This window comes from Chryseolinea sp. T2, assembly GCF_037203685.1.
In the GTDB taxonomy this organism is placed as follows: Bacteria; Bacteroidota; Bacteroidia; order Cytophagales; family Cyclobacteriaceae; genus Chryseolinea.
Genome location: NZ_JBBCAU010000009.1, coordinates 359,356 through 382,720 on the forward strand (window position 1 = coordinate 359,356; position 23,365 = coordinate 382,720).

The 23,365-nt window shown below is 48.2% G+C and carries 15 protein-coding genes and 1 tRNA gene; 5 read left to right on the forward strand and 11 right to left on the reverse strand.

Features of this window, described 5'->3' with window-relative positions; genetic code table 11:
* The first annotated feature begins 5 nt into the window (after positions 1–5).
* Positions 6–79, forward strand: a tRNA-Pro gene (locus WBG78_RS26355).
* 228 nt (positions 80–307) lie between these two features.
* Here WBG78_RS26355 and WBG78_RS26360 read toward each other — a convergent pair.
* Complete coding sequence (locus WBG78_RS26360) at positions 308–1,567, reverse strand: BamA/TamA family outer membrane protein (protein ID WP_337329508.1); 1,260 nt, start codon at positions 1,565–1,567, stop codon at positions 308–310.
* 158 nt (positions 1,568–1,725) lie between these two features.
* A complete protein-coding gene (locus WBG78_RS26365) occupies positions 1,726–4,101 on the reverse strand; it encodes an ABC transporter permease (RefSeq protein WP_337329509.1) in 2,376 nt (791 codons plus the stop codon).
* Positions 4,102–4,435: 334 nt separating this feature from the next.
* On the opposite strand from WBG78_RS26365, the gene WBG78_RS26370 reads away from it, so the two are divergent.
* From WBG78_RS26370 to WBG78_RS26380, 3 genes are all read left to right on the forward strand, one after another.
* Positions 4,436–4,975 carry a C40 family peptidase gene (locus WBG78_RS26370; RefSeq protein WP_337329510.1) on the forward strand — a complete coding sequence of 180 codons (540 nt, stop codon included), beginning with the start codon at positions 4,436–4,438 and terminating at the stop codon, positions 4,973–4,975.
* 418 nt (positions 4,976–5,393) lie between these two features.
* Positions 5,394–9,443, forward strand: coding sequence for a hybrid sensor histidine kinase/response regulator transcription factor (locus WBG78_RS26375; RefSeq protein WP_337329511.1), 4,050 nt, complete (start codon positions 5,394–5,396; stop codon positions 9,441–9,443).
* Between the two features lie 472 nt (positions 9,444–9,915).
* The gene (locus WBG78_RS26380; protein WP_337329512.1) at positions 9,916–10,749 is read left to right on the forward strand and encodes an alpha/beta hydrolase family protein; all 834 of its coding nucleotides are present in this window, start codon (positions 9,916–9,918) and stop codon (positions 10,747–10,749) included.
* 68 nt (positions 10,750–10,817) lie between these two features.
* Here WBG78_RS26380 and ggt read toward each other — a convergent pair whose 3' ends face one another.
* The 3 genes from ggt to WBG78_RS26395 all read right to left on the reverse strand — a co-directional run bounded on the left by ggt (position 10,818) and on the right by WBG78_RS26395 (position 14,717).
* On the reverse strand, positions 10,818–12,617 hold the full coding sequence (gene ggt / locus WBG78_RS26385; RefSeq protein WP_337329513.1) for a gamma-glutamyltransferase: 1,800 nt from the start codon (positions 12,615–12,617) through the stop codon (positions 10,818–10,820).
* A gap of 190 nt (positions 12,618–12,807) precedes the next feature.
* On the reverse strand, positions 12,808–13,533 hold the full coding sequence (locus tag WBG78_RS26390; protein WP_337329514.1) for a LytR/AlgR family response regulator transcription factor: 726 nt from the start codon (positions 13,531–13,533) through the stop codon (positions 12,808–12,810).
* Positions 13,530–14,717, reverse strand: coding sequence for a sensor histidine kinase (locus WBG78_RS26395; protein ID WP_337329515.1), 1,188 nt, complete (start codon positions 14,715–14,717; stop codon positions 13,530–13,532). Before WBG78_RS26395 ends, WBG78_RS26390 begins: the two co-directional genes overlap by 4 nt.
* A gap of 295 nt (positions 14,718–15,012) precedes the next feature.
* Between WBG78_RS26395 and WBG78_RS26400 the strand changes: the two genes are divergently transcribed.
* Positions 15,013–15,495: a VOC family protein gene (locus WBG78_RS26400; protein WP_337329516.1), complete on the forward strand. Its 483-nt coding sequence runs from the start codon at positions 15,013–15,015 to the stop codon at positions 15,493–15,495.
* Positions 15,496–15,606: 111 nt separating this feature from the next.
* Here WBG78_RS26400 and WBG78_RS26405 read toward each other — a convergent pair whose 3' ends face one another.
* From WBG78_RS26405 to WBG78_RS26430, 6 genes are read right to left on the reverse strand one after another with little or no spacing between them, the layout of a single operon-like run.
* Positions 15,607–16,215 carry a DUF3347 domain-containing protein gene (locus tag WBG78_RS26405; protein WP_337329517.1) on the reverse strand — a complete coding sequence of 203 codons (609 nt, stop codon included), beginning with the start codon at positions 16,213–16,215 and terminating at the stop codon, positions 15,607–15,609.
* 24 nt (positions 16,216–16,239) lie between these two features.
* Positions 16,240–17,469, reverse strand: coding sequence for an efflux RND transporter periplasmic adaptor subunit (locus WBG78_RS26410; RefSeq protein WP_337329518.1), 1,230 nt, complete (start codon positions 17,467–17,469; stop codon positions 16,240–16,242).
* 2 nt (positions 17,470–17,471) lie between these two features.
* On the reverse strand, positions 17,472–18,788 hold the full coding sequence (locus tag WBG78_RS26415) for an efflux RND transporter periplasmic adaptor subunit (protein ID WP_337329519.1): 1,317 nt from the start codon (positions 18,786–18,788) through the stop codon (positions 17,472–17,474).
* Entirely contained in the window at positions 18,766–20,121 is a 1,356-nt protein-coding gene (locus tag WBG78_RS26420) for a TolC family protein (RefSeq protein WP_337329520.1), read from the reverse strand. The genes WBG78_RS26415 and WBG78_RS26420 overlap by 23 nt, the downstream gene beginning before the upstream one ends.
* The gene (locus WBG78_RS26425; RefSeq protein ID WP_337329521.1) at positions 20,105–22,024 is read right to left on the reverse strand and encodes an efflux RND transporter permease subunit; all 1,920 of its coding nucleotides are present in this window, start codon (positions 22,022–22,024) and stop codon (positions 20,105–20,107) included. Before WBG78_RS26425 ends, WBG78_RS26420 begins: the two co-directional genes overlap by 17 nt.
* Positions 22,021–23,361 (reverse strand): efflux RND transporter permease subunit, encoded by a 1,341-nt coding sequence (locus WBG78_RS26430; protein ID WP_337329522.1) that lies wholly within the window; start codon positions 23,359–23,361, stop codon positions 22,021–22,023. The genes WBG78_RS26425 and WBG78_RS26430 overlap by 4 nt, the downstream gene beginning before the upstream one ends.
* Between the last annotated feature and the right edge of the window lie 4 nt (positions 23,362–23,365).

Here is a 23,365-nt window from a genome sequence, read left to right on the forward strand (position 1 = left end):
CGGTTCGGGGCGTAGCGTAGCCCGGTATCGCGCCTGGTTTGGGACCAGGAGGTCGTCAGTTCGAATCTGGCCGCCCCGACTTACTAAGCCCATCGATGCTTTCGTGTCGATGGGCTTTTTATTGAAGTTCGATTTGTCGTTTCCCTGTTAGGTTAGGTATCGCGTGACGCCTTGGCGCCAAGGGTCGTCAATTCGAATCTGGCCGCCCTGAATTACTGGCCATCCTTGCTTTAGCGCCGATGGGCTTTTATTGGCTATGATTGTTTGAAAACAATGACCACGGTTAGCTTTAGTCCCTAAATATTTCCTAGAAAAACTCTCCCAGCCCAAAATACAAACCATGCGAGCCGTTCTGCCCCACGGCATAGTCAAGGTAAAAGTTCAACCTCGCCCGTTTTACAGCTTTGAACCGAAGCCCGACACCGCCAGCAGGATTGAAATTCTCAAACACGTGCTCACCTTCATCCTTGTTGCTAAGCGTCGATACATTTGCAAATAACACGCCGCCCCATAGGCCATTGTGCTGTGAGATTGGAAAGCGCCATTCTGCCTCCGCATACATGTAACCTTCGCCGCGGTATCGTCCTTGAGCATAGCCTCTTGCACTACTCCCGTTCATGTCCCAACCCATCGACGGCAGATCAAGATAGGGCACGGTGCCAAAGGCCGCATTGGCGAATGTCCAAAGCGCCAGAACATTTCGCTGATGTCGTTTGCTGAGATTCAGATAAGTTCGATACTCTGCCCATAGAATTCCACCGTCCTTTGAGCTTCCAAGTCCCTTTGAATTGATCTGATACGACATCCATGCATAATGACCTTTATAGGAGTTTATACCATTGTCACGGGTGTCGACAGAAAGATTAATGCTGAAGCCTGACGATCGGTAAGAAGTCGGATTGAATCCGTTTGCTATGCTATAGGCAAAGTGACTTGTCACGAAGATGCTGTCACCGGTAAGATTTAACCTCACGTCTTCAATATCATAGTGACTGTCAAAGCTGTAGCCGAGGCCGACGTACAACGGACCAAATGCCTTATATAAAGCATACTGTGAGAGCTTCACATAGTTGAACAGCATCATTTGACCGCTCTCGAGGCTTGACGTATTAATACCCAGAATATGAAAGCCGTCCTCTGGAAGTGTATATCCTGGAGCGGAACTACCTAGCCCAAACGTTGGCTGAGAGAACTTGAAGTATCGCCAGTCATTCATCAGCATCCATTTATTCTCTTTTGTGAATATCGAACTCCGTAGGATGAGTTGTACTTGCTGTTTGGTCGACACCAGACCTACCACAGCGAGGTTTGAAAGATCAGTCGTCTTTGGATCTCCATTGTACCAAAGGCCTGTACCCGTCACTCCAAAGGAAGTTCCCGTAGCAGGACTGCTGGTAACCAACGGCATGTATATCCTCATGAGTTTCCGGTGCCCGGCATTCTTCCTGACGTGGTTCTTCCCCCGAATAATATCCAGCAGGTCTTTTTCTACAGTAACGGTGTCATTAGACTGCGCGATGCTGCTGGCACTGATCAGGCATAAGATGAAGGTGATGAGGGTCTTCATTCTGGTGTACGAAAAGAAAGATACACTAGAATTAAGAATTAAGAATTAAGAATTAAGAATGAATTAGGTTGAAGCGTGGGACTTGGAGCGGAGAACAGACACCATTAAAAAAGCCCCAGTGGAAAGGGACTCTCTAATTCTAAACTATAAGTTAACTGTCATTCCGACCTCAGGCTCTTGACGGGGTTGACCATCGCCGCCCGGAGAGTTTGAATGCTGACTGTAATTACAGTGGCCATGACGGCACCAGCTCCGGAGAGCAATAGTATCCACCACGATATCGATGTGCGATAATCATAGTCCTGTAACCACGAGTTCATCAGATAATACCCCAGTGGCAAAGCGATAAAACAGGCGATCACAACCAAAACTACGAAATCGCGGGCGAGTAACCGCCACAGGCGGGCTACGCTGGCTCCCATTACTTTACGAATACCAATCTCCTTGGTTCGTTGTTCGGCCACGTATGCGGCGAGACCAAACAATCCCAATAGGCTTATGAATACAGCCAGCACAGCGAAGATGCCTACCAGGCTGCCTACGCGCGCCTCGAAGGCGAACTTGTCGGCAAACTCATCATCGGCAAACCTGAACTCAAACGGCGTATTGGGATTGTGCTTTGTAAACGTACTGCTCAGTACAGACAACGCCTCCGCTACTGGCGCATCTTTCGAGATCCGCAGGTTAATGAAATTGGCGCTGTTAAAAGGATCGAGTATAAATATCGTTTGTCGGGAAGGAGAATACAACGACTGAGTCACCATATCTTCTACCACTCCTATGACAGTATATGTTCTTCCATATGCTCGCACGATTTCACCAATGGGCTCTTTGAAGCCCATGTATTTCGCAGCAGCCTCGTTCAGGATCATTGCCGACGAGTCGCTAACATTCCCGCGCTCAAAGTCGCGGCCCTCTTTGACTTTCCATCCGACAGTCTTTCCAAACTCGTAGTCCACCGCGCCTCTGAAAATATTATCCTGAAGCGTTGGATCCTTTCCCTTCCACTCGAATCCCCAGTCCGACCACCATAAGTTCGTAACTGTCGTCTCCGAAGCAGAGATGTCAGAGAAAAAGTTTGTTGACAACAGGTCATTTCTCAGGCCCTGATAATTGGCCTTAACCTCTCCCGTTTTCATAGGAACAGCGATCAGACCGCCTAACGAATAGCCTACTGGCCGGTTTCGGGCATGCTCAATTTGCTGATAGATAACAACCGTTCCTATGATCAGTGTTACCGATACGGTAAACTGCACAATAACCAACATTTTCCTCGGCAACGAAGCATAGCTACCTCGCGTATGAATTCCTTTTAATACTGTGATAGGACTGAAAGCCGACAAATACAAGGCGGGATAACTCCCTGCTAAAAACGTGACGGCTGTAGCAAGCCCAATAATAATAAGCCACAGTACCGGATTTGTCCAGTCCACTCTGATGCTCTTCGCAGCTACTTCATTGAATAAAGGCATTGACACCTGTACCATGAAGATGGCAATGGAGAAGGCGAGCGCTACAACAATGAATGATTCAGTAAAGAACTGCCGTACCAGCTGAGTACGCAACGAGCCAATTACCTTTCGAACACCTACCTCTTTGCCCCGCTTTTGCGAACGTGCAGTACTGAGGTTCATGAAATTGATACAGGCAAGAAGCAACACAAAACATCCGATGGCACCAAACATCCATACAAATTCTATTCTGCCTCCAACGTTCACACCATTTTCGAATGCAGAATACAGGTGCCATTTCTCCATCGGATGAAGAAACAACTGAGGCTGAAAGCGTTTATCGTATTCATCAACGTTCTTCAGCTTCACATCCTTAATGGCCTGCGACACCTTGTTGATGTCGGTATTTGCAGCAAGCTGCACGTACACCTGGAGCCAGTTGTTGTTCCATCCGAGCGAGCGATTGCCGCGTTTCACCTCGATCTCCAAGGGCGCAATAAAGCTCAGATCGCTGACGAAATCTGAAGTTGAAGAAACATCTTCATATACGCCCACAACTTTCAGGGCAAGCGTGTTATCAAACTTCAACACCTGGCCAATTGGATTCTTGTCCTGAAACAAATTCCTGGCTATCGTTTGCGATACCAATATCGAGGTTGGATCATCCAGACCTGTAGACCTACCATGCACGATTTTTAATGACAGCATTTCGGGTGCACCCTCTTCCATAAAGCTGCCCTTCACAGTAAATGTCTTTTCATCGAAGGCCACGATCGCACTGCTGGGATAACACATCACAACGTGGCGAAAGTAATCGTCATAGTTCTCACGCAGAGCCTTACCAAGCTGATAGGATTGTGTTGACCAGGTATCGATGTGCCCATCGGTAGTCAGGTTCTGAAATACTGCAGCGATGCTCTTGTAGTTGTTGTGTGCCTTGTTAAATGATAGCTCATCGTTAATCCATAGGCCGATCAAAATGGCTATGGCAACCCCAAGGCTCAGTCCGCCGATATTCAACAGCGAGTATCCTTTGTCTTTTATCAGGTTTCGCCAGCCAATGGTTAGATAACTTTTGAACATCACTTGGGAATTAAGAATTAGGGATTAAGAACGGATGAAAATTGTTGGGAGTCATATCAATCACGAGCCTGCATGATTGATATATAACAATTATGCCAGGAGGAATCGTTTGAAACGGCGCCCGGATCCCATTTCATTGAATTTAAGGCGTTCGCTATTGGACGACTCCGGTCGCAGGTGAACGGATCAGTTTTTAAAATTCGGAGAATTCCCCGAACTTGCACGATCAGCTTTAGTTGAAAAGCTCGAAATCAGCCTGCATGGAGAGCTCAGGCAACTGGCGCGAATTGAGATCCGCGAAGCGGATTCATTTTTTTGATTTGAACAGACGAATATGAATAGTTTGATTGTTGTGCTTTCATCAATGTTGTATTGTCTTCCAGGCAGTGGAAGGTCAGCGGAATCATACGCTCAACGATTGCCTTCGTCAGACACCACTGCGGTCAATGTGCAACAATCAACGCCAAACCATTCGGTGATAAATCCTGCCGAGCTGATCACCTATGCTCAAAGCTTTAAAGGTGTTCCCTATAAATACGCGAGTGCTGATCCGGAAAAGGGATTCGACTGTTCCGGATTTGTGTTGTATGTTTTTAAACACTTCAATGTGAATGTCCCCAGAAGCTCGTCGGCATTTGCAAAGATCGGAAAGCGTGTAACTCTTGATGAAGCACAGCCTGGCGACATCATCCTGTTCACTGGGCCGAAGAGCGGAACCACACGCGCAGTAGGGCATGTCGGAATTGTGACAGAAGGAGGGACAACCATATCATTTATTCATGCCACATCCGGCAAGGCTTACAGTGTAATTGAAACAGCGATGACACCTCACTATCGAAAGCGCTTCGTTAAGATTGTTAGAGTGCTTTCGTAATCCTGCGCACAGGCCGATTCCAGATTGCTTGCAGTTCTTCAACCTTTAATTGTCGCAGGCTCGTTAGTAACGCAATTGGTGGTAGTTGGGGTATGGCAGATCGCAAAACAGTTCAACTCCGTTCAATCAATCACTTTATTGTTTTTCGTCCAACGACGAGACCGTTATACCTGCGTATTGGCTTCATTCTGAGATATTGAATCAGGTAATGTGGTTGCAATTCCAGGTAAAATCCATCCCGATAGTGAGATAATTCCAACCGATTGCCACCTGAAAGGCGTCAATCACCGTAGAATCCTTTGTAGTGCGGATGCATACTCTCACGAGTGATGACAAGCGACAATGACCATCTTTAGTCAACTCGTTGGTGACACTTATTGATTGGTTTCGTTTTACTTAATGCAGAATTTTGATGGATATGCCGGGTCGTGTTGTTCGAATTCTTATTTCCGGGATTGCCTTTGTCGCTCAATTAAACCTCTTCGCGCAGGACGGGGCCACCCCAAAGAACAATGAACTGATTTCGTTTTGGTCTCAGGGGTTGCCGTACATCACGTCGTACACGTCAAGAGATTATAAAGTAGGGGGTCAGAACTGGGCTGTCACGCAGGATAAGTCCGGATTGATCTATGTTGGTAATACAAATGGCATTCTGCAGTTTGATGGAGTTAACTGGCGCCTGATCAAAGCTGCAGGCAATTCACCAGTTAAATCGCTGGCAACAGACAGGCATGGGCGCGTCTTTGCCGGAGGCGTTAACGAAATTGGGTATTTGGAACCCGGTCATAGAGCGGGTGTGAAGTACCATTCGCTTCTGTCTGAATTAGAAGTTAAAGAGCGTGCCTTTGGCGATGTATGGGTCACACACGCAATTCAGGACACCATTTACTTCGTCACCGACACACATCTGATCCGTTGGGCAGGAAACGAAGCGCAGGTATGGCGGGAGAAGAGTTTCGGATTCTCATGGACTGGCCGCGGTGCACTTTGGATTCAGATCGAAGGCAAAGGCCTGCACCGGATGACTGCAAACGGGCCCACGAAGATTTCTGCATTTGATGCAGACTTTACCGGCCAGTCGGTAACGGCGGGTCTTCCAAACGGGCAGTCTGGATGGACACTGATCACCAGTAATGATAAAGCCTATTCAATCAGTGATCATGGTATAAAGACTGCCATTCATGACTTCAGTTTGCCTGAAGGATTTGTTTATCGCTCCACACGTCTTCCCGATGGTAACTATGCCCTTGGTTGCCTCGATGGCGGACTTTACATTGCTAAGTCTGATGGTACCATAATAAATCATTACACACGCCGCGACGGACTTACCTCCAATACCATTGTCGATGTGTTTGTTGATGCTACGGGTGATCTTTGGCTGGCTGCGGACAAAGGGCTTATGCGAGTGGAATGGGATTCACCTCTCCGTCGTTTTGATACTTTTCAGGGCATCGACGAGGAAGTGAACGATGTGGCGGTCTTTCGCAATCAGCTTTATGCGGCTACAACTTCAGGGCTATACGTTCTGTCCTTCGATCCAAAGGACAGCCGGCGGCGGACGTTCCTGAAAGTACCCCACATGGAATACCTCACCAGCGACCTCGAGGTAGTTGGTGATCAGATGATCATTGGGAACTACTTTGGACTTTTCTGCATGAACGACGACGGCAAGATCAATCGCCTTTACGATCAGAACGTTCATACGCTTGGTGCGGCGAACAGCCAGGGTGATTATCTGCTGTTCGCGACGGCCACAAGTGTGATAGGGGAATTGATTAAAGATGGCAATAGTTGGAAACGGGGTGCTGACACCCTTGTACTCAACGGCCGGCCGAGTCGCATAGAAAGGTCCCGCAATGGAAATGTTGTTATAGGAACGCGCTATCAGGGGGTGTATGAGCTGCGTTTCCCCGCGACAATGGATAAGAGAAGACTTGCCGATATCAAACAGGTGGTTCATTATGACACAACACGCGGCCTGCCATCGATGGTAAATGGGCTTTTGATTGTGTCCGGTGACAAGCCATTGCTGCCATCCGCCGGCTCGATCTATTCCCTGGATAACAATAGTCTCACATTCCGGCGCTTCGAATCCGTCATGCAGCACTTTCCGATAAAGGATACCGAAGTTCAGCATATTGAACAATCGGGAGGGGACGCGTTCTGGTTGACGGTGAATCAGGAAGGAACAACGTCATTGTTTAGATACCGTCGTGGTCTGTTGCGTAAAGTACCTGCTGGCAATCGCTTTCTGCCGCAGCGCCTCGAGTCAATGTTTGCATTTGATGGAGTAACTTTTTTCTCCACGGGCGAGGGACTTGTAGTGTACAATGAGATGTATTCGCATACAGATTCGTTGCCCTTTGCAACTCGTATAAGAAAAGTTCTCGTCAATCGCGATTCTGTTCTCGCTGAAGAACATCCTGAAAATGAACCTCGCTTTGGGTATGCACTTAACAGCCCGGGGTTCGAGTTTGCATTGCCGAATTATGAACAGGCGGAGGCAAACGAGTATCAGTTCATGCTTGAGGGATACGACGATCGTTGGTCACGATGGTCGACGCTTACGCACGCTAACTTTACTCATCTTTTTGAAGGTCACTATACGTTTCGTGTTCGCGGAAGGAACAGCTATGGAAGAATCGGAGATGAAGCCATGTTGTCATTTGTAATACTTCCTCCGATTTATCGCGCGTGGTGGGCATACGCCTTATATGCTATCGCTTTACTGATTATAATTAAGGTTTTAGCCGACCGCAGGTCTAAAAGGCTCGAACTTGAAAAGGAAAGACTTGAGCGACTTGTGTCCGAGCGCACAAAAGAAGTAATGGTACAGGCCGAGCGCTTGAAAGAAATGGATGCAGCAAAGTCGCGATTCTATGCCAATATTTCGCACGAATTCCGGACGCCGTTAACGCTTATCCTTGCACCGTTCGAGAGCCGATCTGAACAGAACTCTCTCACAGAGGAGAAATGGCTGATGATGAAGCGTAATGCGAGGCGCTTGCTCGAACTCGTGAATCAATTGCTGGATCTCTCCAAGCTGGATGCGGGAAGGATGGAACTTCGCGTGAAAAATGCAGACGTGGGCCAGCAGATTGTTACATTGTCATCGTCCTTCGAATCACTTGCCGAACATCGCGACATTCGATTCATAAGAAACATTTCGATTGATTCCCGCGACACCTGGTGCGATAGTGACAAGTTGGAAAAGATTGTTTCGAATCTCCTTTCGAATGCTCTGAAATTTACACCCGCGGGTGGCGTTGTGTTTCTTGAAGCAACGTTACAACGGACAAATGGTCTGATGAGTCTTGTGATCACGGTTTCCGATACTGGAAGAGGAATTTCATCCAATGAGAAAGACAGGATTTTCTCACCGTTCTATCAGGTCAGGCACAGCAGTGACGAGAATGAACAAGGTACCGGCCTGGGTCTGTCTCTGGTAAAAGAATTGACGATGCTGCACCATGGTACCATTGAGCTCGACAGTCGGGAGAAGGTCGGTAGTACTTTCGTTGTTACACTGCCAGTGAACATGTCGGCCTTTTCTGTGGACGAATTGGTGGAATCAGGCACGTTTGCCAATGGTGCGGAGAGTATCGATAGCGAATTCCCGGCAAAGACGACCGACGCAACAATTGCAAATGATGATACAAGTTCAACCCTGACAAATCAGGCGCTGAGCGGGTCGTCTGGCGATACCGTTATAACCGGACGCAATACGGTCGTGGTGGTCGAAGACAACTATGACCTTCGCAGCTTCATATCATCGTTGCTGGGATCCCGCTACACAGTATTAACAGCTTGTGACGGTGAAGAAGGCTATTCGCTTACAAGGGATCAGCTTCCTGATCTCGTACTGAGCGATCTGATGATGCCAAAGATAGACGGCATGCAACTGACTGAACGACTTAAGCAGGATGAACGCACAAGCCATATCCCGGTAGTGCTGTTGACGGCGAGAAACGAATCTTCATCAAAGCTTGATAGTTATAGAATAGGTGCCGACGATTACCTCACAAAACCTTTTTCTGCTGAGGAGCTTTTGGTTCGCATCGACAACCTGATCGCGCAAAGGAAAAAATTGTCGGAACGTTTTCGGCAAAAGGTGCTTGTTGAACCAACGCCAAAACAGCACGAATCTCTTGAAGAGAAATTTCTCTTTGCCGTGCGTGATGTAGTTGAGTCGCAGTTGTCAGATCCGGACTTTGGTGTTGACCAGCTAGCTGAGGCGGCGTGCCTCAGCCGAACGCAGTTGTTCAGAAAGTTGCATGCCCTGACTGGCCTTTCGCCCAGCGAGTTCATTCGCGACCTCAGACTCAAACACGCCGCTGATCTCATCGCAGCTAAGGCAGATACTGTGACACAGATTGGTTATCGCGTAGGGTTTCGCGATCAGTCGTACTTCACGAAGTGCTTCAAGAAACAGTTCGGTGTATCTCCTTCGGTCTATTCTCGCACCTGAAGAATACTTTTACTTTTTTTTCGTCTCTGGTCGTGCAATGTGAAATCAGTTTCAACTTATGGCCCGGACTTATGCGGAAATCATATTCAGCTGTTGCTTTAATAATGTATTCACATTATTAGGTCTGCCAGTGTTAGGTAGTAACTGAGACAAAACCTTTCCTTGCTTTCCTCTTGAATCACGTGCGCCGGGGGATAGCTTTGATTCATTCATTCAATAGTACCTGACATTGCAACCGGATTACCGGAAGCCTGCGAATCAACTGAATACTTTTGTTCGTTCCTGTGGATGTTGCAGCCGTTCGCGCTGCATTCTGTATAGTCTAACAAAATATTGCAGTTATGAAAAATGTAATGAAACGATCAACCGCTGTCTTCCGTGAATTATCCTCCGCTTTCCAGCTGATGCGCCAGGTGTTTAGAATGCGTAATGAAGATTTTAGGATCTAGAGACGAACACAATGAAGGAGGTGATGATTTGCGCAGCAGATGGCTATCAACTCAGTGCGCTATATAGTGAAGCCGACCAGGGTGCGAAAGGGACTGCTGTGATCAGTTCGGCAACGGGTGTGAAGAAGGAGTTTTACATAAACTTCGGTTTGTTTCTGGTAGAGCAGGGCTACAATGTTCTTCTCTTTGACTATCGCGGCATCGGAGGTTCAGCGCCGCGTGATCTTAAGTCGTCTCCAATATTTATGCATGATTGGGGCATCAAAGATATGAACGCGGTGATGCGTTATCTGGTTGAGACGTGTGGATGTGTAAATATTACATGGATCGGTCACAGTATCGGCGCCCAACTTACAGGCTTCATTGAACATCACCATTACATAAGAAAGGTGGTTGCAATCAATGCGGCTGTCGGCTACTGGGGATACTTTCCATTTCCCATGAATCTGGGGATTTGGATGATGTGGTACCTGGTGTCTCCTTTGATGCTGAGGCTCTATGGCTACGGTAAGATGAGACAGATTGGCTGGGGCGAAGACTTACCGCGGAACGCGCTAATAGAATGGCGAGACTGGTGTACAGACCCTTACTACTATCGAAAGTATGTTAACGAAGCACTTCACACGGATCGTTTTTATCACTTCACAGGGCCCGTCACCGCTATCTACACAAGCGACGACTATATCGCCAACGACAAGACCGTTTCGATGATGATGCAATTCTTTCCGAACGCAACGGTGAGTATTCGAAAAATATGGACGTCGCAGTATACTCGCCACAAGGTGGGACATACAGGACTATTCCGAAGAAAATTCAAAGATAGTTTGTGGCCGCTTATTGTTGAATCGATGCAATGATTTGAACATTCCGGGAGGTGAAGGTTACCTGCAGTAACATGAAGTCCTATGGTCGCTTCGTTAGTCCGCTAGTAACCTGCACCGCCGGCATCCGGACTCCTGGAGTCAACACCACCCATTATATATCCTGACTTCCGATCGATGTAGATACCCATTGCCGCGCCCTGATACCAGGTGGGAGGTAACTCTTTCAATTTGTTGCCTCTGCGTGTTAATTCTTCCTGGGTGTTTTTGTTCACCGTAAGTGATTCAAGATAGATGCAGTCGGGTAACCATTGATGATGAAAACGCGGAGCCTCAACGGCCTCAGCGATGTTCATTTGATGATCGATCACATTTAGTATTACCTGTAGCACGCTGTTGATGATCGTGCGGCCACCAGGCGTACCAATAACCATAAGTGGCTTCCCGTCTTTTACCAGAATTGTTGGTGTCATACTGGAGAGCATTCGCTTACCGGGACGTATAAGGTTGGGCTTTGTTCCAATTTGCCCGTCGTTAGTCGTCACTCCAGGCATGGGGTTGAAGTCGCCCATTTCGTCGTTAAGGAAGAAGCCAAGTCCATCGGCAACAATTTGTGAGCCGTAGGAGTTTTCCAGCGTGTAGGTCAGGGCAACAGCATTTCCATCATTGTCAACCACTGAAAAGTGCGTTGTGTTATTGCCGCCATCGTAGATCTGACCAAACCGTGATGAATCACTTGGGGATGCCTTATCAAAAGATATGGTCTGCTTTAATTGCGCGGCATACTGCTTGGATGTAAGTCGTGCAACGGGCAGCTCGGGATTAAAGTCTGGATCGCCCATGTATTCTGCGCGATCGGCAAATGCCCGCTGCATGGCAGCTTTAAGCAGGTGAATGTAATCGGCCGACGCATAGCCCACCTGTTTGAGATCGTAGCCCTCAAGTATATTTAACATTTCAACCAGGGCTACGCCGCCGGAGCTTGGAGGAGGCATTGAATAAACGATGTTGCCACGATAGTTGCCCTCGATCGGCTTGCGTTCGATGGCCTGATATTCTGCAAGGTCTTTTTCTGTGATCAATCCTCCTTGCGATGACATGAATTGTGCCAGCCGCTTAGCAGTTTCTCCTTTGTAGAATCCATCATGTCCTTTGTCACGGATACGCTTGAGCGTGGAAGCAAGTTCAGGTTGCTTCCAGTTTTCTCCTTGCCCGATAACTATGGAATCGTTACGGTACATAACGTGCGCGGTAGACGGAATCTTCGTCCAGGTTGATTTCTTCCATTCGGAATCGTCCATCAGTGCATGTGTAAAGACAAATCCTTTTGCTGCGAGTTTGACAGCAGGGTCAACAAGCTTTTTCCAGGGGAGTTTGCCATAGCGCTGGTGTGCAAGAAAAAGACCAGCCACGGTTCCGGGTGTTCCCACAGAAAGTATTCCCCGATGATTAAGATTACTGATCAGCTTGCCGTTGGAATCAAGGAACATCGTTTCGCTTGCAGTCAAAGGTGCCTTCTCGCGAAAGTCGAAACTGGTAGCCTTGCCGTTCTTGTCGACATAAAGTATAAATCCACCGCCGCCAATATTGCCGGCCGAAGGCCAGGTGACGGCCATAGCAAATGCAGTAGCTACGGCGGCATCGATGGCATTGCCTCCCTGCTTCAATATGTCGCGCCCAATTTCAGATGCGATGGCGGATGAAGAAACAACCATGCCGTGCTTTGCATAAACAGGTTCTCGCCCTGGAGGTGCCGGAACAATGCGCGGCAACGTTGGCAGGACGCCAACGTGCGCGCTGGAGCGCGCTGGAATCGGATGCACCTTCGACGGCGACGTGGTCATGGACACAAGTAGCAGACAGCCAATCGCCATGGCTGCACCATTCACGAAAGTGCGGGACATTCTTTGAGAGAGTTGCATAGGTTAAGGATAACTTCGATTACCACGCATAAGCAGTGCTAATCTAACTGGAAGATACCTTAACGGCGCTGCCTGTGCAACCTGTTTTATACAGATCAGCGCATGGTTATGTCAAAGACCGAAATGAAAGTATTCATGACTTACCGGCAGGGATGCTCTAGGGGCCAGCAGGTTACTTCTTCCATAGTCGGGAATTGACCACCCGTTCCATGACATTATCGCGATATTGTCTGCTTATGGGTATACGTGAGCCTTCAATGAAGATTTCATTATTTTCTATCGCCGCGATGCGCGGCATTGAAACCACATACGATTTATGAACGCGAATGAACTGCCGGTCATCAAGGTTTTGTTCCACCTGTTTCAGGGTAAGCAGCGTCATAAACTTGCCTTTTGTCGTGAAGATGGTGACGTAATTTTGGAGCGCCTCAACGTACAGGATATCGTCAGTAAATATCTTTTCGAAGCGAAAGCCGCATTTGACGAAAAAGTATTCTGTAGAGGCATGCCCTTCGTCAGACGCCGACGCACGTGCCTGAAGCTGGTGATAATCTTTCGCCTTGTTAACAGCCTTAAAGAACCTGTCAAAAGTGATTGGCTTAACCAAATAGTCCATTACGTCGAGCTGGAATCCCTCCAGGGCATAGGAGGGATACGCTGTTGTAATGATGACCATCGGCAGATCGCGTGTTGTCTTAAGGAAATCGATTCCATTGATCAGCGGCATTTGAATGTCGAGGAATACAAGGTCAACGGGAGTGCTATCAAGCAGTTGCAGCAACTCAACAGGATTACTTCCCACACCAGTGAGTGAAAGAAAATCAACATCGTTAACGTAGTTCGCTATACATTCTCTGGCAAGAGGCTCGTCGTCAATGATTGCAGTAGTAAGATTCATGCCGATGCGTGCGTGGTAAGAGATGTGTTGTTTGATACGCGGTTGTAACCGGGGGCGGCTCTCAGTTGAAGTGCGAGGTCGATCCTGTACATCTGAGGGTCCCGGTTTATGTCGAGGCGATGGGCATCAGGGTAGAGGAGCGCCAGACGACGCGTTACGTTTTTCATACCGATGCCTCCTGCGTTTGATATATCCCTCGAACTAGTGTCACCAATGGTATTTATAACTACGAGCCGGAGCGTTTCATTAGCCAAAGTTAGCGAGATCGATATATAGTTGCGCTGGTGCCTGCTCCGGGAAACGTGCTTGAATGCATTCTCGGCAAAAGGCATCAGCATGAATGGAGCAACCATCCAACGGTCTGGCTGGGGTGTAATGGTTTCATAACTAACTTCCACGTTGTCGTCCTGACGGATCTTTTGTAGAGCAATGAAGTTTTCGAGATAGGCCAACTCCTGAGAAAGTGTGATCTCGTGTTCATTGCATTCGTACAGTTGGTATCTCAGTAGATCAGAGAAGCGCGCCAGAGCGTCACTCGCGCTACGTGGGTCTTTGTTGATCAAAACAAATATGGAATTGATCGTGTTGAACAGGAAATGAGGATTAAACTGCGATTTAAGAAATTTAAGCTCTGTTTCGAGCTTTTCCTGTTCCATGAGTTGCAGGCGGCGACGGCCCTCAACCCACCTCTTGGTGAGCTTGATACTCATGGCAAGCGTCATTGCTGCCGCCGTTGAAGGAAGCGAACCAGATTCGAACAAGCCATACACATCGTAAGGGCTGCGGCTGTACAGTTCCTGAAAAGTTTTGTCCGACAGGAGTGCACCAACATAGTATCCTCCAACGATACACCATGCGCATAGAATAATCGTTAGCACCACCGACACCACATATGCGACGTAACGGTTTCGATCCAGCAAACGGGGCATCAGGAAGTATAGGTTGAAGTACACCCCCAGTGCCTGGAAGGCGACGTAAAAAACATATTTACAAGTGGCAGCAGGGTTCAAAAATATTGCGTTGGCAACCTCAAGCGGACTACCTATGCGAAGAGTCCACCAAAGATACTGGTACGTCATCCAGAACGGAATGTGATACAGCTTGTATCGCATGAACCAGCTTTGGGCGCGCTCCTTGTGAATGGCGGGCGGGGGGGTCTGCAGCGTTCCGGAAGTTTGAACCATTGTTATAAAGATAACGAATTACGGAAGTTTGCAGTCAGTCGGTATCTGGTGTTTCATATCCGGGATTTGACGTTAGGACAACTCGAAAAATAACGGGTGAAAAATGCTTCATCAATTGCAATTGATATCCGGTGCATGCTGGTACACCAAAGGGCGCAGGCAATTGACCTACAATATCCAAAATTGGGCAATGAGGCCTTTTAGATCAGCACTGAGGAATTCAAAAAGTAATAGAAATGGAAAAGCTGCTGACATAGGGTTGTCACCCGGCGCTGTTTTCTTTAAAGGAAAAGTCATGAGAAAAATATTGATTATCCTAACCCTGATGGCCATGAAAACAGCTGCAAACAGTCAATCAATTCAGTATGCCGACGCCTATAGCGTTTATATTACGGAACACTTAAACGAAAGCCGTGACTTCTATGTCAGGTGGCTTGACTTCCAGGTGGTGTTTGAAGCAACCTGGTTTGTATATCTGCAATCTCAGGGTGAAAGACCCGTTTCCTTTGCTTTGATTGATGTTAATCATCCTTCGACACCTCCATCCTACGGTTCGTTTAATAAGCGCGGCAGTTTTTTTACCCTCCAGGTAAATGATGCGAAAGCTGTGTTTGATACATTGGTCAAACGTGGTGCGCCGATCACTTACAAGTTAAAGCAGGAGGAGTGGGGTCAGCTTCGATTCGGACTCACAGATCCCAATGGGTTATATATCGACATCGTGGAGCAGATCGAACCAGCTCCCGGCTATTGGGAGAAGTACTCAGTGAAGGATTGATTGAAGTAAACGAACGTCTTGCTTTTTGATCATACACACGTCGCAAGCAAGCATAAAAAAAGGCCCCAGACGCCTGGGGCCTAAATTTCAATCTCAATTTTCAATCCTGAACTACCTAAGCGTTTCCTGCACAGATCCGCAGGTAAGCATCTTATCTCCAAAATACGGATTACGTATCTTTTCTTCCTTCGCCAGCCAGTATGCGCCCTTGTTATCGAAAGCCATCGGACAGTATTCATAGTAAGCCGTTTCACCGCTCAGACCATACGCTTTAATGGTCTTGTACAAATCATTGCTGAGGTTGGAGAATGCTGCACGTTGGCCTTCGATGTCGCCTGCCGCACCGATTTCCTGCAGTGATTTCTTCATGCTCTCAAGGTAGGTCATCCAATCATGATGAGCGGCGCCATCGACCAGCTTCATGTCCACTTTGTCGAGTGCGCCCAGCGTAGCCGTTGCACCTCCCATGACTTTGGCTGCATCCGAGGAAACAAATGCGTCTTTTAGTAACGTATAGCTTTCGAATACGGCTGTCAGCTGTTTTTTAAATTCTTCATCGGCTGTGTATTGCGGTGCAGATGCGGCGGGTGCTGCCGTGGCGCTTGCCTCTTCCGCGTGCTCTACGTGCTCATGCTCTGCGTTCTTGCCTCCGCATGCTGAGAGAACAATTGCGAGTAAGGCCACCACAAGTTTGTTTGCTGTTCGGTTAATTGTTGTCATGTTTAGTTGTTTATTCTTAGTGGGTCAATGATTATGTGCCATCAAGTCTGCTCCGTTCCGCAGCACCATTTCGCTATACAGGAGATAAGCACCGCTGATAACAACGTCATCAGTCGCGCTTAGCCCCTCAGTTATCTCGATCACACCTGCATTCTCCGCGCCGGTTTTAACCAACCTCATTTGATAAGTGTGGTCAGCTGTTCGAACAAATGCGTGTACATTCTTTTCGCTTCTGACCACCGCGTCGACTGGTAACTGCAAAACTTGCCGCCCTTTCTTTAGTTGTTGCACGTTAATCTGCATACCAGGCGTCCAGATTCCTTCGGGATTGTCAATCGTCGCCCGCATAACGATCACCTGTGCATTTTCCTGGTAAACCGGCGTGAGGAATGACACACGCGAGTAAACTGGTTTCAGGTCACTGGCATGTATCACTATACTGTCGCCGATTTTGAATACTTGTGCTTCGTTAGGGTAAAGGTCAGCCTCCAGCCAGAGTTTTGCAAGATCATCAAGACGGAACATCAGACTTCCTTCATCTACATACTGACCCTCTGTAACTAGCGCGTCGATTACGGTACCGCTGGCTGGGGACAAAATAGTCACTGTGGAATTGCCAGCCGTCAGTTTGTCAAGTTGTTTCCTGGATAGCCCATACAGCAGTAGTTTATTCTCCGCTCCCTTAAGAAGCGATGAATAGTGCTTTCGCTGATCGCCGAGTTTGGTGTATTGATCTTTAAGAATGAGATATTCCTGAATATCACCGTTTAGTTGGTCGCTGTAAAGATCATACAGGGGCTTTCCGGCAGTAATGTACCTGCCTGTTTCGCGTATGTAAAGCTTTTCGATTCTACCGGCAACACGACTGCTGATGGTTGACCGGCGATCCTCATTGGCAACGATGCGTCCATTGATGAGCGGCTCTGCGCTGATATGCCCCTCTGACAGGCGACGCACATTGATGTTGGCAAGCCTTTCCTGAGTTGTTGTGAGCATTAGAGATCCGGTTGCTGCCTTCACCAGATCCATTCCACAGATCGGGCATTTTTCTGGTTGATCACTCGTGACCTGCGGATGCATGGGGCATAAATATTTTGCGGCGGATAGTTTACCAGAGGTGGATGCCTGTAATGCGGTTGTATCTGCATGCAAGTAATCTGCGTGGTTGCTTTGCGGCTTGCAGCCCGTGCCAGCAACCGCCAGCATGCTGAAAAGTGAAATGTACAACAGCGTTTCGGTCTTTATAAATGCCATGATTAACGTGTTTTAATAAACCCTTCATTGTCGATAAGAAATTGTGCCTGCGCCGCTATCTCTTCGGCGGAAGCCACACCACTGATGATCATGATCTCCTGGCCGGTAGAAGCCCCGGTTTCCACTTCCACTGGTATAAAATGACGACCCTGCTTTTTGAATACAACCTTCCGGATGCCAAGGTCATATACCGCAGATGCTGGCAACCACAGTCCCTCTGCAGCCGGTATTTCCAGTTTAGCTGTGACCAGCTGACCAATTGTTAAAGGATCTCCGCCGCGAACGTAGGCCCGTACTTTTATAAGCAGCTCGCCAGCCTCAACATAAGGTTGAACAAGATCTACCGTTACATTAAGGTTAGTGTTGTTTGAAGTGATGTTAAGCTCGTCACCTCTTCTCACACTACCGGAAGCGGTGGGAGGAAGGTTTATTTCGATCGCAAGAGAGTTAAAACTTATCACTTCAAACAAGGATTGCCCTGCACTTACGTAAGTGCCCTCACGGGGCAATTCTATTGTATTTGTCGGCGATGATGGTGTCTGCGTCGGCGGCTGTGATGCATTCATGGCATCTTCATAATTCATACCTGTACTTTGATCAGCGGGGCCGGATGGTGCTGACGGCGCCTGGCTACCCCGTTGCACCACAACTCCGTCTGCCGGACTGTAGAGGGTAACTTTATACTGGGGGTCATTGCGGGCAATGACTTCATCAATTTGTTTGGCTGTCATTCCCATGTTGCGCAGCCTTTGCTTCGAGGCATCGAGTAAACGCTCATTATCAGGGTCCGATCGGTGCACCTGCAGCAGTTCACGCTGTGCAGCCACGAGATCCGGACTGTAAATGTCAGCAACCCGGTCGCCTTTGCGCACCCGCTGATAAATATAGCGCACATACACTTTCTCTAACCTTCCGGATACACGCGCGGAAACGATCGAACGATTACGCGCATCATAAGTGACAACACCTGTACGGGAATAGGACACAGGATGAGCTGTGAACTCTCCCTTCACGGTCTTCACTGATGAAAGCACCATTTCGTCCGGCGATGCGGCTGCAGCAGACAGTTCTTCATCCATTACAACCTCTGCTCCGGGTACTTTCTTTACGAGTTCCATGTTGCAGACAGGACATGCGCCCGGCTTGTTGCTGACGATTGTTGGATGCATCGGACAGGTATATACATCATTCGACGCAGCTTCCTTCCTGCACGCTGCGAACAGCAAACCGACGATAAGGACAAAAGTTCCTATCCTGGCGTATGAAATAAGTTTGCCTGCTAATGAATTCATGTCGTTATAGCTCGAGCTCCTTCTCATATTCAGTAACCATTTGGTAATACTCATCCATTGTTTCAAAATACTCGAGTTGCATCATGTTCATAGCTTCCCATCCATCGAGCACCGTCAAGAGCGTGCCACGGTTTTCTTCGTAAGCTTGCATAGCCGCCTGAAAGTTTTTTTCCAGGGCCGGCATAATGGATTGTTTGTAACCCATGAGGTGATGCTCCATCGACTGGAGTTGCTTCGACATCCCGGCAAGCTTCCCCCAGGTCTCCGTTAAAACAGCCGCGCGTTCGTCTCTCATGGATTGTATCTCATACCGTATTCCTTTTGACTGCGCTTTGTACATCCGCGATGACCAGGGTGCGATGGGTATGGAAATCATTGCCATCGCTGTGAATTGCCTCGGTACGTTATCGCCCAACGGCTGCATATGATCAAAGCGTATCTTAAAGTCCGGCTTTGCCTGTGCCTGTTGAGCCACGCGGTTTAACTCCATTGACGCTATGCGGGCGTCGAGTTCACGAAGGTCGCTTCTTCTTGCTGAGAATCCAGCCGTGTCGATTCCTGATGCATGAGCGTGTATGTCAAGGGTGGTATCAATCATGAGCGAGGTATTAATAGGTAAATTCATCAGCGCCAATAACTGAGCACGTGCCTGGTCGATATTTCCTTCGTTGGCAGTAAGGTTGTTTTGAACAGAAGAGATCTTCGCCTCAAGCTTGTAAATATCTGAGAGGCTGCCCTTGTTGTAAGGATAGCGTACTTCAGCAAGCTTTTTCGTCAGGTCCAGTGTTCGGAGGCTTGCATCAAGCACGCTGCGTTTTTTCTCCGCAACAAGCCATCGGTAATACACCATGCGTGCCTCTGCCCGAAGAGTGTTGAGCTGGCGCTGACCGGCTGTTCGTTCAATGGCAGACTGTGAAAGCATATATGCCGATGCTGCCTTCTGCCTTCCGGGATTTGGGATTTCCTGCTCAAGAGAAAACATCACCGCTCCCTTATCCATTTCCATAACTTCCTGTCCGGGATAGGGCGTCATAAAAGTTCCAACGCCAACCATAGGCGCCATCCACGATTTTGCGCCTGCAGCATAGATGTCCATAGCGCTTGCCCTGCTTTCATACTGCTTAAGCTGAGGATTGTTGCTTGCAATTGCCTCAAACATCTCATCAAGCGTCACGACCTGTGCCGATGACTGCCTCGGGGTGAATATGACAAAAGCAGGAAGCAGGAGCGATATACATATATGAAACAGGCCCGTAAACGCCACAGGCCGGATGTGTGCAGGCAGCCCGGGAATATGAGTCCATGTCGCATTTTGTTGGCGACGTGTTTTGTGTAAGTTGAGCCTAATGCTTTGTTTCATAAACTTCCAGTTTCTTAAACTTTCTGAGTTCATATTCCTTGGTCATCAAAAAGATCAAAGGTGTAACGAGGAGGATATGCGTCGACGAGGTAAGGACGCCGCCAATCATTGGAAGAACGATCGGTTTCATTACGTCACTTCCAACACCCGATGACCATAACACAGGAATCAATCCAAAGAGAGCAACGCATACGGTCATCAGTTTTGGCCTCAGGCGTCTGGCTGCACCCGCGATGACGAACTGTCGAAGATCCTCTGTCGTAATTGTATCGGCCGAATTTCCTTTTTGACTTATCAGCTGGCGCATCGCATCATTGAGGTATATGACCATAACAATTCCCGTCTCCACTGCAATGCCAAACAGCGCGATGAAACCAACAGCTACGGCAACTGACAGATGCACATTTGAGAAATAAATGATATACGCGCCGCCGATCAGGGCAAACGGTACCGTGATCAGGCTGAAGAAAGCTTCGCGAATGGAGTTAAAAGCGAGATAAAGTGAAATGAAGATCACGACCAAAACGACGGGCAGAATCATTTGGAGTGTTTGCTTGCTTCGGATGAGGTTTTCGTACTGGCCGCTCCATTCGACATAGTAGCCCGAAGGCATAATCATACCGTTGCGCAGCACCCGCATTGCTTCTTCAACCGTGCTTCCGAGGTCACGGTCTCTTACATTAAACAATACCGCTCCCCTTAACATAGCGTTCTCCGACGTAATCATCGGCGGGCCATCTTCGAAACGAATATCGGCAACGGATGACAATGGGACGGTGCCAAGCGAAGGAGTTCTCACCGGTATACGCCTGAGTTGGTCGAGACTGTTTCTGAAGTCCTGGCCAAGGCGAATACCAATGGAGAATCTCCTGCGTCCCTCGATCGTCTGTCCTATGGAGGCTCCGCCGATTGCCGATTCAACAACCAGGTTAAGTTCGTCTACGGATATGCCATACCGAGACAACGCCTCACGCCGGTAATCTATGGTGAGATACTTTCCGCCGGTAATCGGATCCACGTAAAGATCTTGTACTCCCTTAACAGATCGAAGTTGCTCTTCCACACGCTTGGAAAGCGTATAGAGCGTGTCAAGGTTCTGGCCATACACTTTTACACCAACATCTGTACGAATGCCTGTTGCCAGCATATTGATGCGATTAATGATCGGTTGAGTCCACCCGTTGACAACACCGGGTATTTGTAATTTGTTGTCGAGCTCGGCAATGATGTCACGTTTCGTAATCCCTTCACGCCATTCAGATCGTGGCTTCAGAAGGATGATGGTTTCGATCATACTGACGGGCGCGTTGTCTGTCGCCGTGCTCGCTCTTCCTGCCTTGCCCAGTACCTTATCCACTTCCGGTACCGACTTGATGACTTTGTTCTGCACTTGAAGAATGCGCTTAACCTCATCGTTGGAAATATCAGGGAGCGTTACTGGCATGAAGAGGATCGATTGTTCATCGAGTGGAGGCATGAACTCCGTGCCAACACTGAACAGTAATGGTACGCTGATAGCAAGTGCAAGGAGGTTTACAGCCAGCGTGGTTTTACGCCAGCGAATGCAAGCGGCAATAATCCGTTCGTAGGCGCGCTCCAGCCAGTTATTGACGGGTGAGTTCGAAGCAGCAAATCGTCCCCGCATAAAGAATGAAATAATAACAGGGGCGAGAGTTACAACAAGGAATGCGTCCACAAGAAGGATGAAGGTCTTAGTGTATGCCAGCGGATGAAACAATTTTCCTTCCTGTCCGGTGAGCATAAAGACTGGCAGAAATGAAACGATGATGATGATCGTCGAATAGAAGACACCACGAGAGACCTGTATCGCCGACTTTCGGATGATCTCTACCCGTTCCTCGTCCGGAATAGGGGTGTAGTTTCGTTTAAATAATTTCTTCATGCCGGATAAGTTTTGTCGTGGTCGCCGGAAGTGATTCTGTCGTCCTTGTGATTGCTGTCGTCACCCGGATTTAGCTCGGAGTATCGAACAGAGAGATGCTTGTAAGCGTTTTCGGCCATGATGATGCCGTTGTCGACGATGACGCCGATAGCTAATGCAATACCCGTAAGCGACATGATGTTTGATGTTATGTTAAAGGCATTTAACAGAATGAAACTTCCGGCAATGGTAATAGGGATCTGAATGATGATGCTGATCGCGCTCCTCCAGTGAAAGAGGAACACGATCACGACCAGTGAGACAACGATCATTTCCTCGATCAGTGTTGTCTTGATCGAAGAGACTGATTCGCGGATCAATTCACTGCGGTCATAGATGATATTAAATTTTACTCCTTCAGGAAAACCCTTGCTCACGTCTACCATCTTCTCTTTGATGCGATCGATCACCTGGTCGGCATTTTCACCATAGCGCATAACAACGATACCGCCCACCACTTCGCCCTGACCATTGAGATCGAATATTCCCAGGCGTGGCTCGCCAGACATCTGGACTGTAGCGATATCACGGATGTATATAGGGTTACCGTTGGAACTGCGCAGCGCCAGATTGGCGATTTCTTCAATCGACTTTAGATAACCCGTTGTTCGGATGATATAACCGACGTCACTCATTTCAAATTTGCGGCCGCCCGCCTCGTTGTTGTTGACGCGAAGCGACCGGATCACATCCTGGAAGGCGAGGCCATAAAAGTCCAGCTTCGAAGGGTTGATCGTTACCTGATATTGCTTTTGAAAACCACCGAAGGAGGCGATCTCACTCACGCCCTGAACGTTTTGTAGGGCGAATTTTACATACCAGTCCTGAATTGCACGCTGCTCACCGAGGTCCATACCAGGAGCATCCAGCGTGTACCATAGAATATGGCCGACACCCGTTCCGTCTGGCCCAAGCGTTGGCGTTACGCCCTCGGGCAACAAGCGTGATGCGTAGTTGAGGCGCTCAAGGACACGGTCGCGTCCCCAATACACATCCACATCATCGTTGAAGACGACATAAACAAAGCTCATTCCGAACATGGAAGATCCGCGTACATACTTGACGCGGGGCAATCCCTGTAAATTTGTTACGAGAGGGTAGGTAATCTGGTCCTCAATGATTTCGGGACTTCGTCCCATCCACTCCGTGAAGACGATCACCTGGTTCTCACTCAGGTCCGGAATAGCGTCAATCTTGCTTGACTGTACAGACAGTGCGCCCCAGCCAAACATGCCAGCAGCGATCAGTAGTACAAGGAAGCGATTGCGTAGTGATAATGATATGAGTTGCTCAATCATATCG

Bases quoted from the DNA above. Each gene is read 5' to 3' on its own strand.
- ggt (WP_337329513.1), bottom strand. From the start codon at position 12,617: ATGTCCCGCACTTTCGTGAATGGTGCAGCCATGGCGATTGGCTGTCTG.
- WBG78_RS26365 (WP_337329509.1), bottom strand. From the start codon at position 4,101: ATGTTCAAAAGTTATCTAACCATTGGCTGGCGAAACCTGATAAAAGAC.
- WBG78_RS26420 (WP_337329520.1), bottom strand. From the start codon at position 20,121: ATGAAACAAAGCATTAGGCTCAACTTACACAAAACACGTCGCCAACAA.
- WBG78_RS26425 (WP_337329521.1), bottom strand. From the start codon at position 22,024: ATGAAGAAATTATTTAAACGAAACTACACCCCTATTCCGGACGAGGAA.
- WBG78_RS26380 (WP_337329512.1), top strand. From the start codon at position 9,916: ATGATTTGCGCAGCAGATGGCTATCAACTCAGTGCGCTATATAGTGAA.
- WBG78_RS26415 (WP_337329519.1), bottom strand. From the start codon at position 18,788: ATGAGAAGGAGCTCGAGCTATAACGACATGAATTCATTAGCAGGCAAA.
- WBG78_RS26360 (WP_337329508.1), bottom strand. From the start codon at position 1,567: ATGAAGACCCTCATCACCTTCATCTTATGCCTGATCAGTGCCAGCAGC.
- WBG78_RS26395 (WP_337329515.1), bottom strand. From the start codon at position 14,717: ATGGTTCAAACTTCCGGAACGCTGCAGACCCCCCCGCCCGCCATTCAC.
- WBG78_RS26430 (WP_337329522.1), bottom strand. From the start codon at position 23,361: ATGATTGAGCAACTCATATCATTATCACTACGCAATCGCTTCCTTGTA.
- WBG78_RS26400 (WP_337329516.1), top strand. From the start codon at position 15,013: ATGAGAAAAATATTGATTATCCTAACCCTGATGGCCATGAAAACAGCT.
- WBG78_RS26390 (WP_337329514.1), bottom strand. From the start codon at position 13,533: ATGAATCTTACTACTGCAATCATTGACGACGAGCCTCTTGCCAGAGAA.
- WBG78_RS26370 (WP_337329510.1), top strand. From the start codon at position 4,436: ATGAATAGTTTGATTGTTGTGCTTTCATCAATGTTGTATTGTCTTCCA.
- WBG78_RS26410 (WP_337329518.1), bottom strand. From the start codon at position 17,469: ATGGCATTTATAAAGACCGAAACGCTGTTGTACATTTCACTTTTCAGC.
- WBG78_RS26405 (WP_337329517.1), bottom strand. From the start codon at position 16,215: ATGACAACAATTAACCGAACAGCAAACAAACTTGTGGTGGCCTTACTC.
- WBG78_RS26375 (WP_337329511.1), top strand. From the start codon at position 5,394: ATGCCGGGTCGTGTTGTTCGAATTCTTATTTCCGGGATTGCCTTTGTC.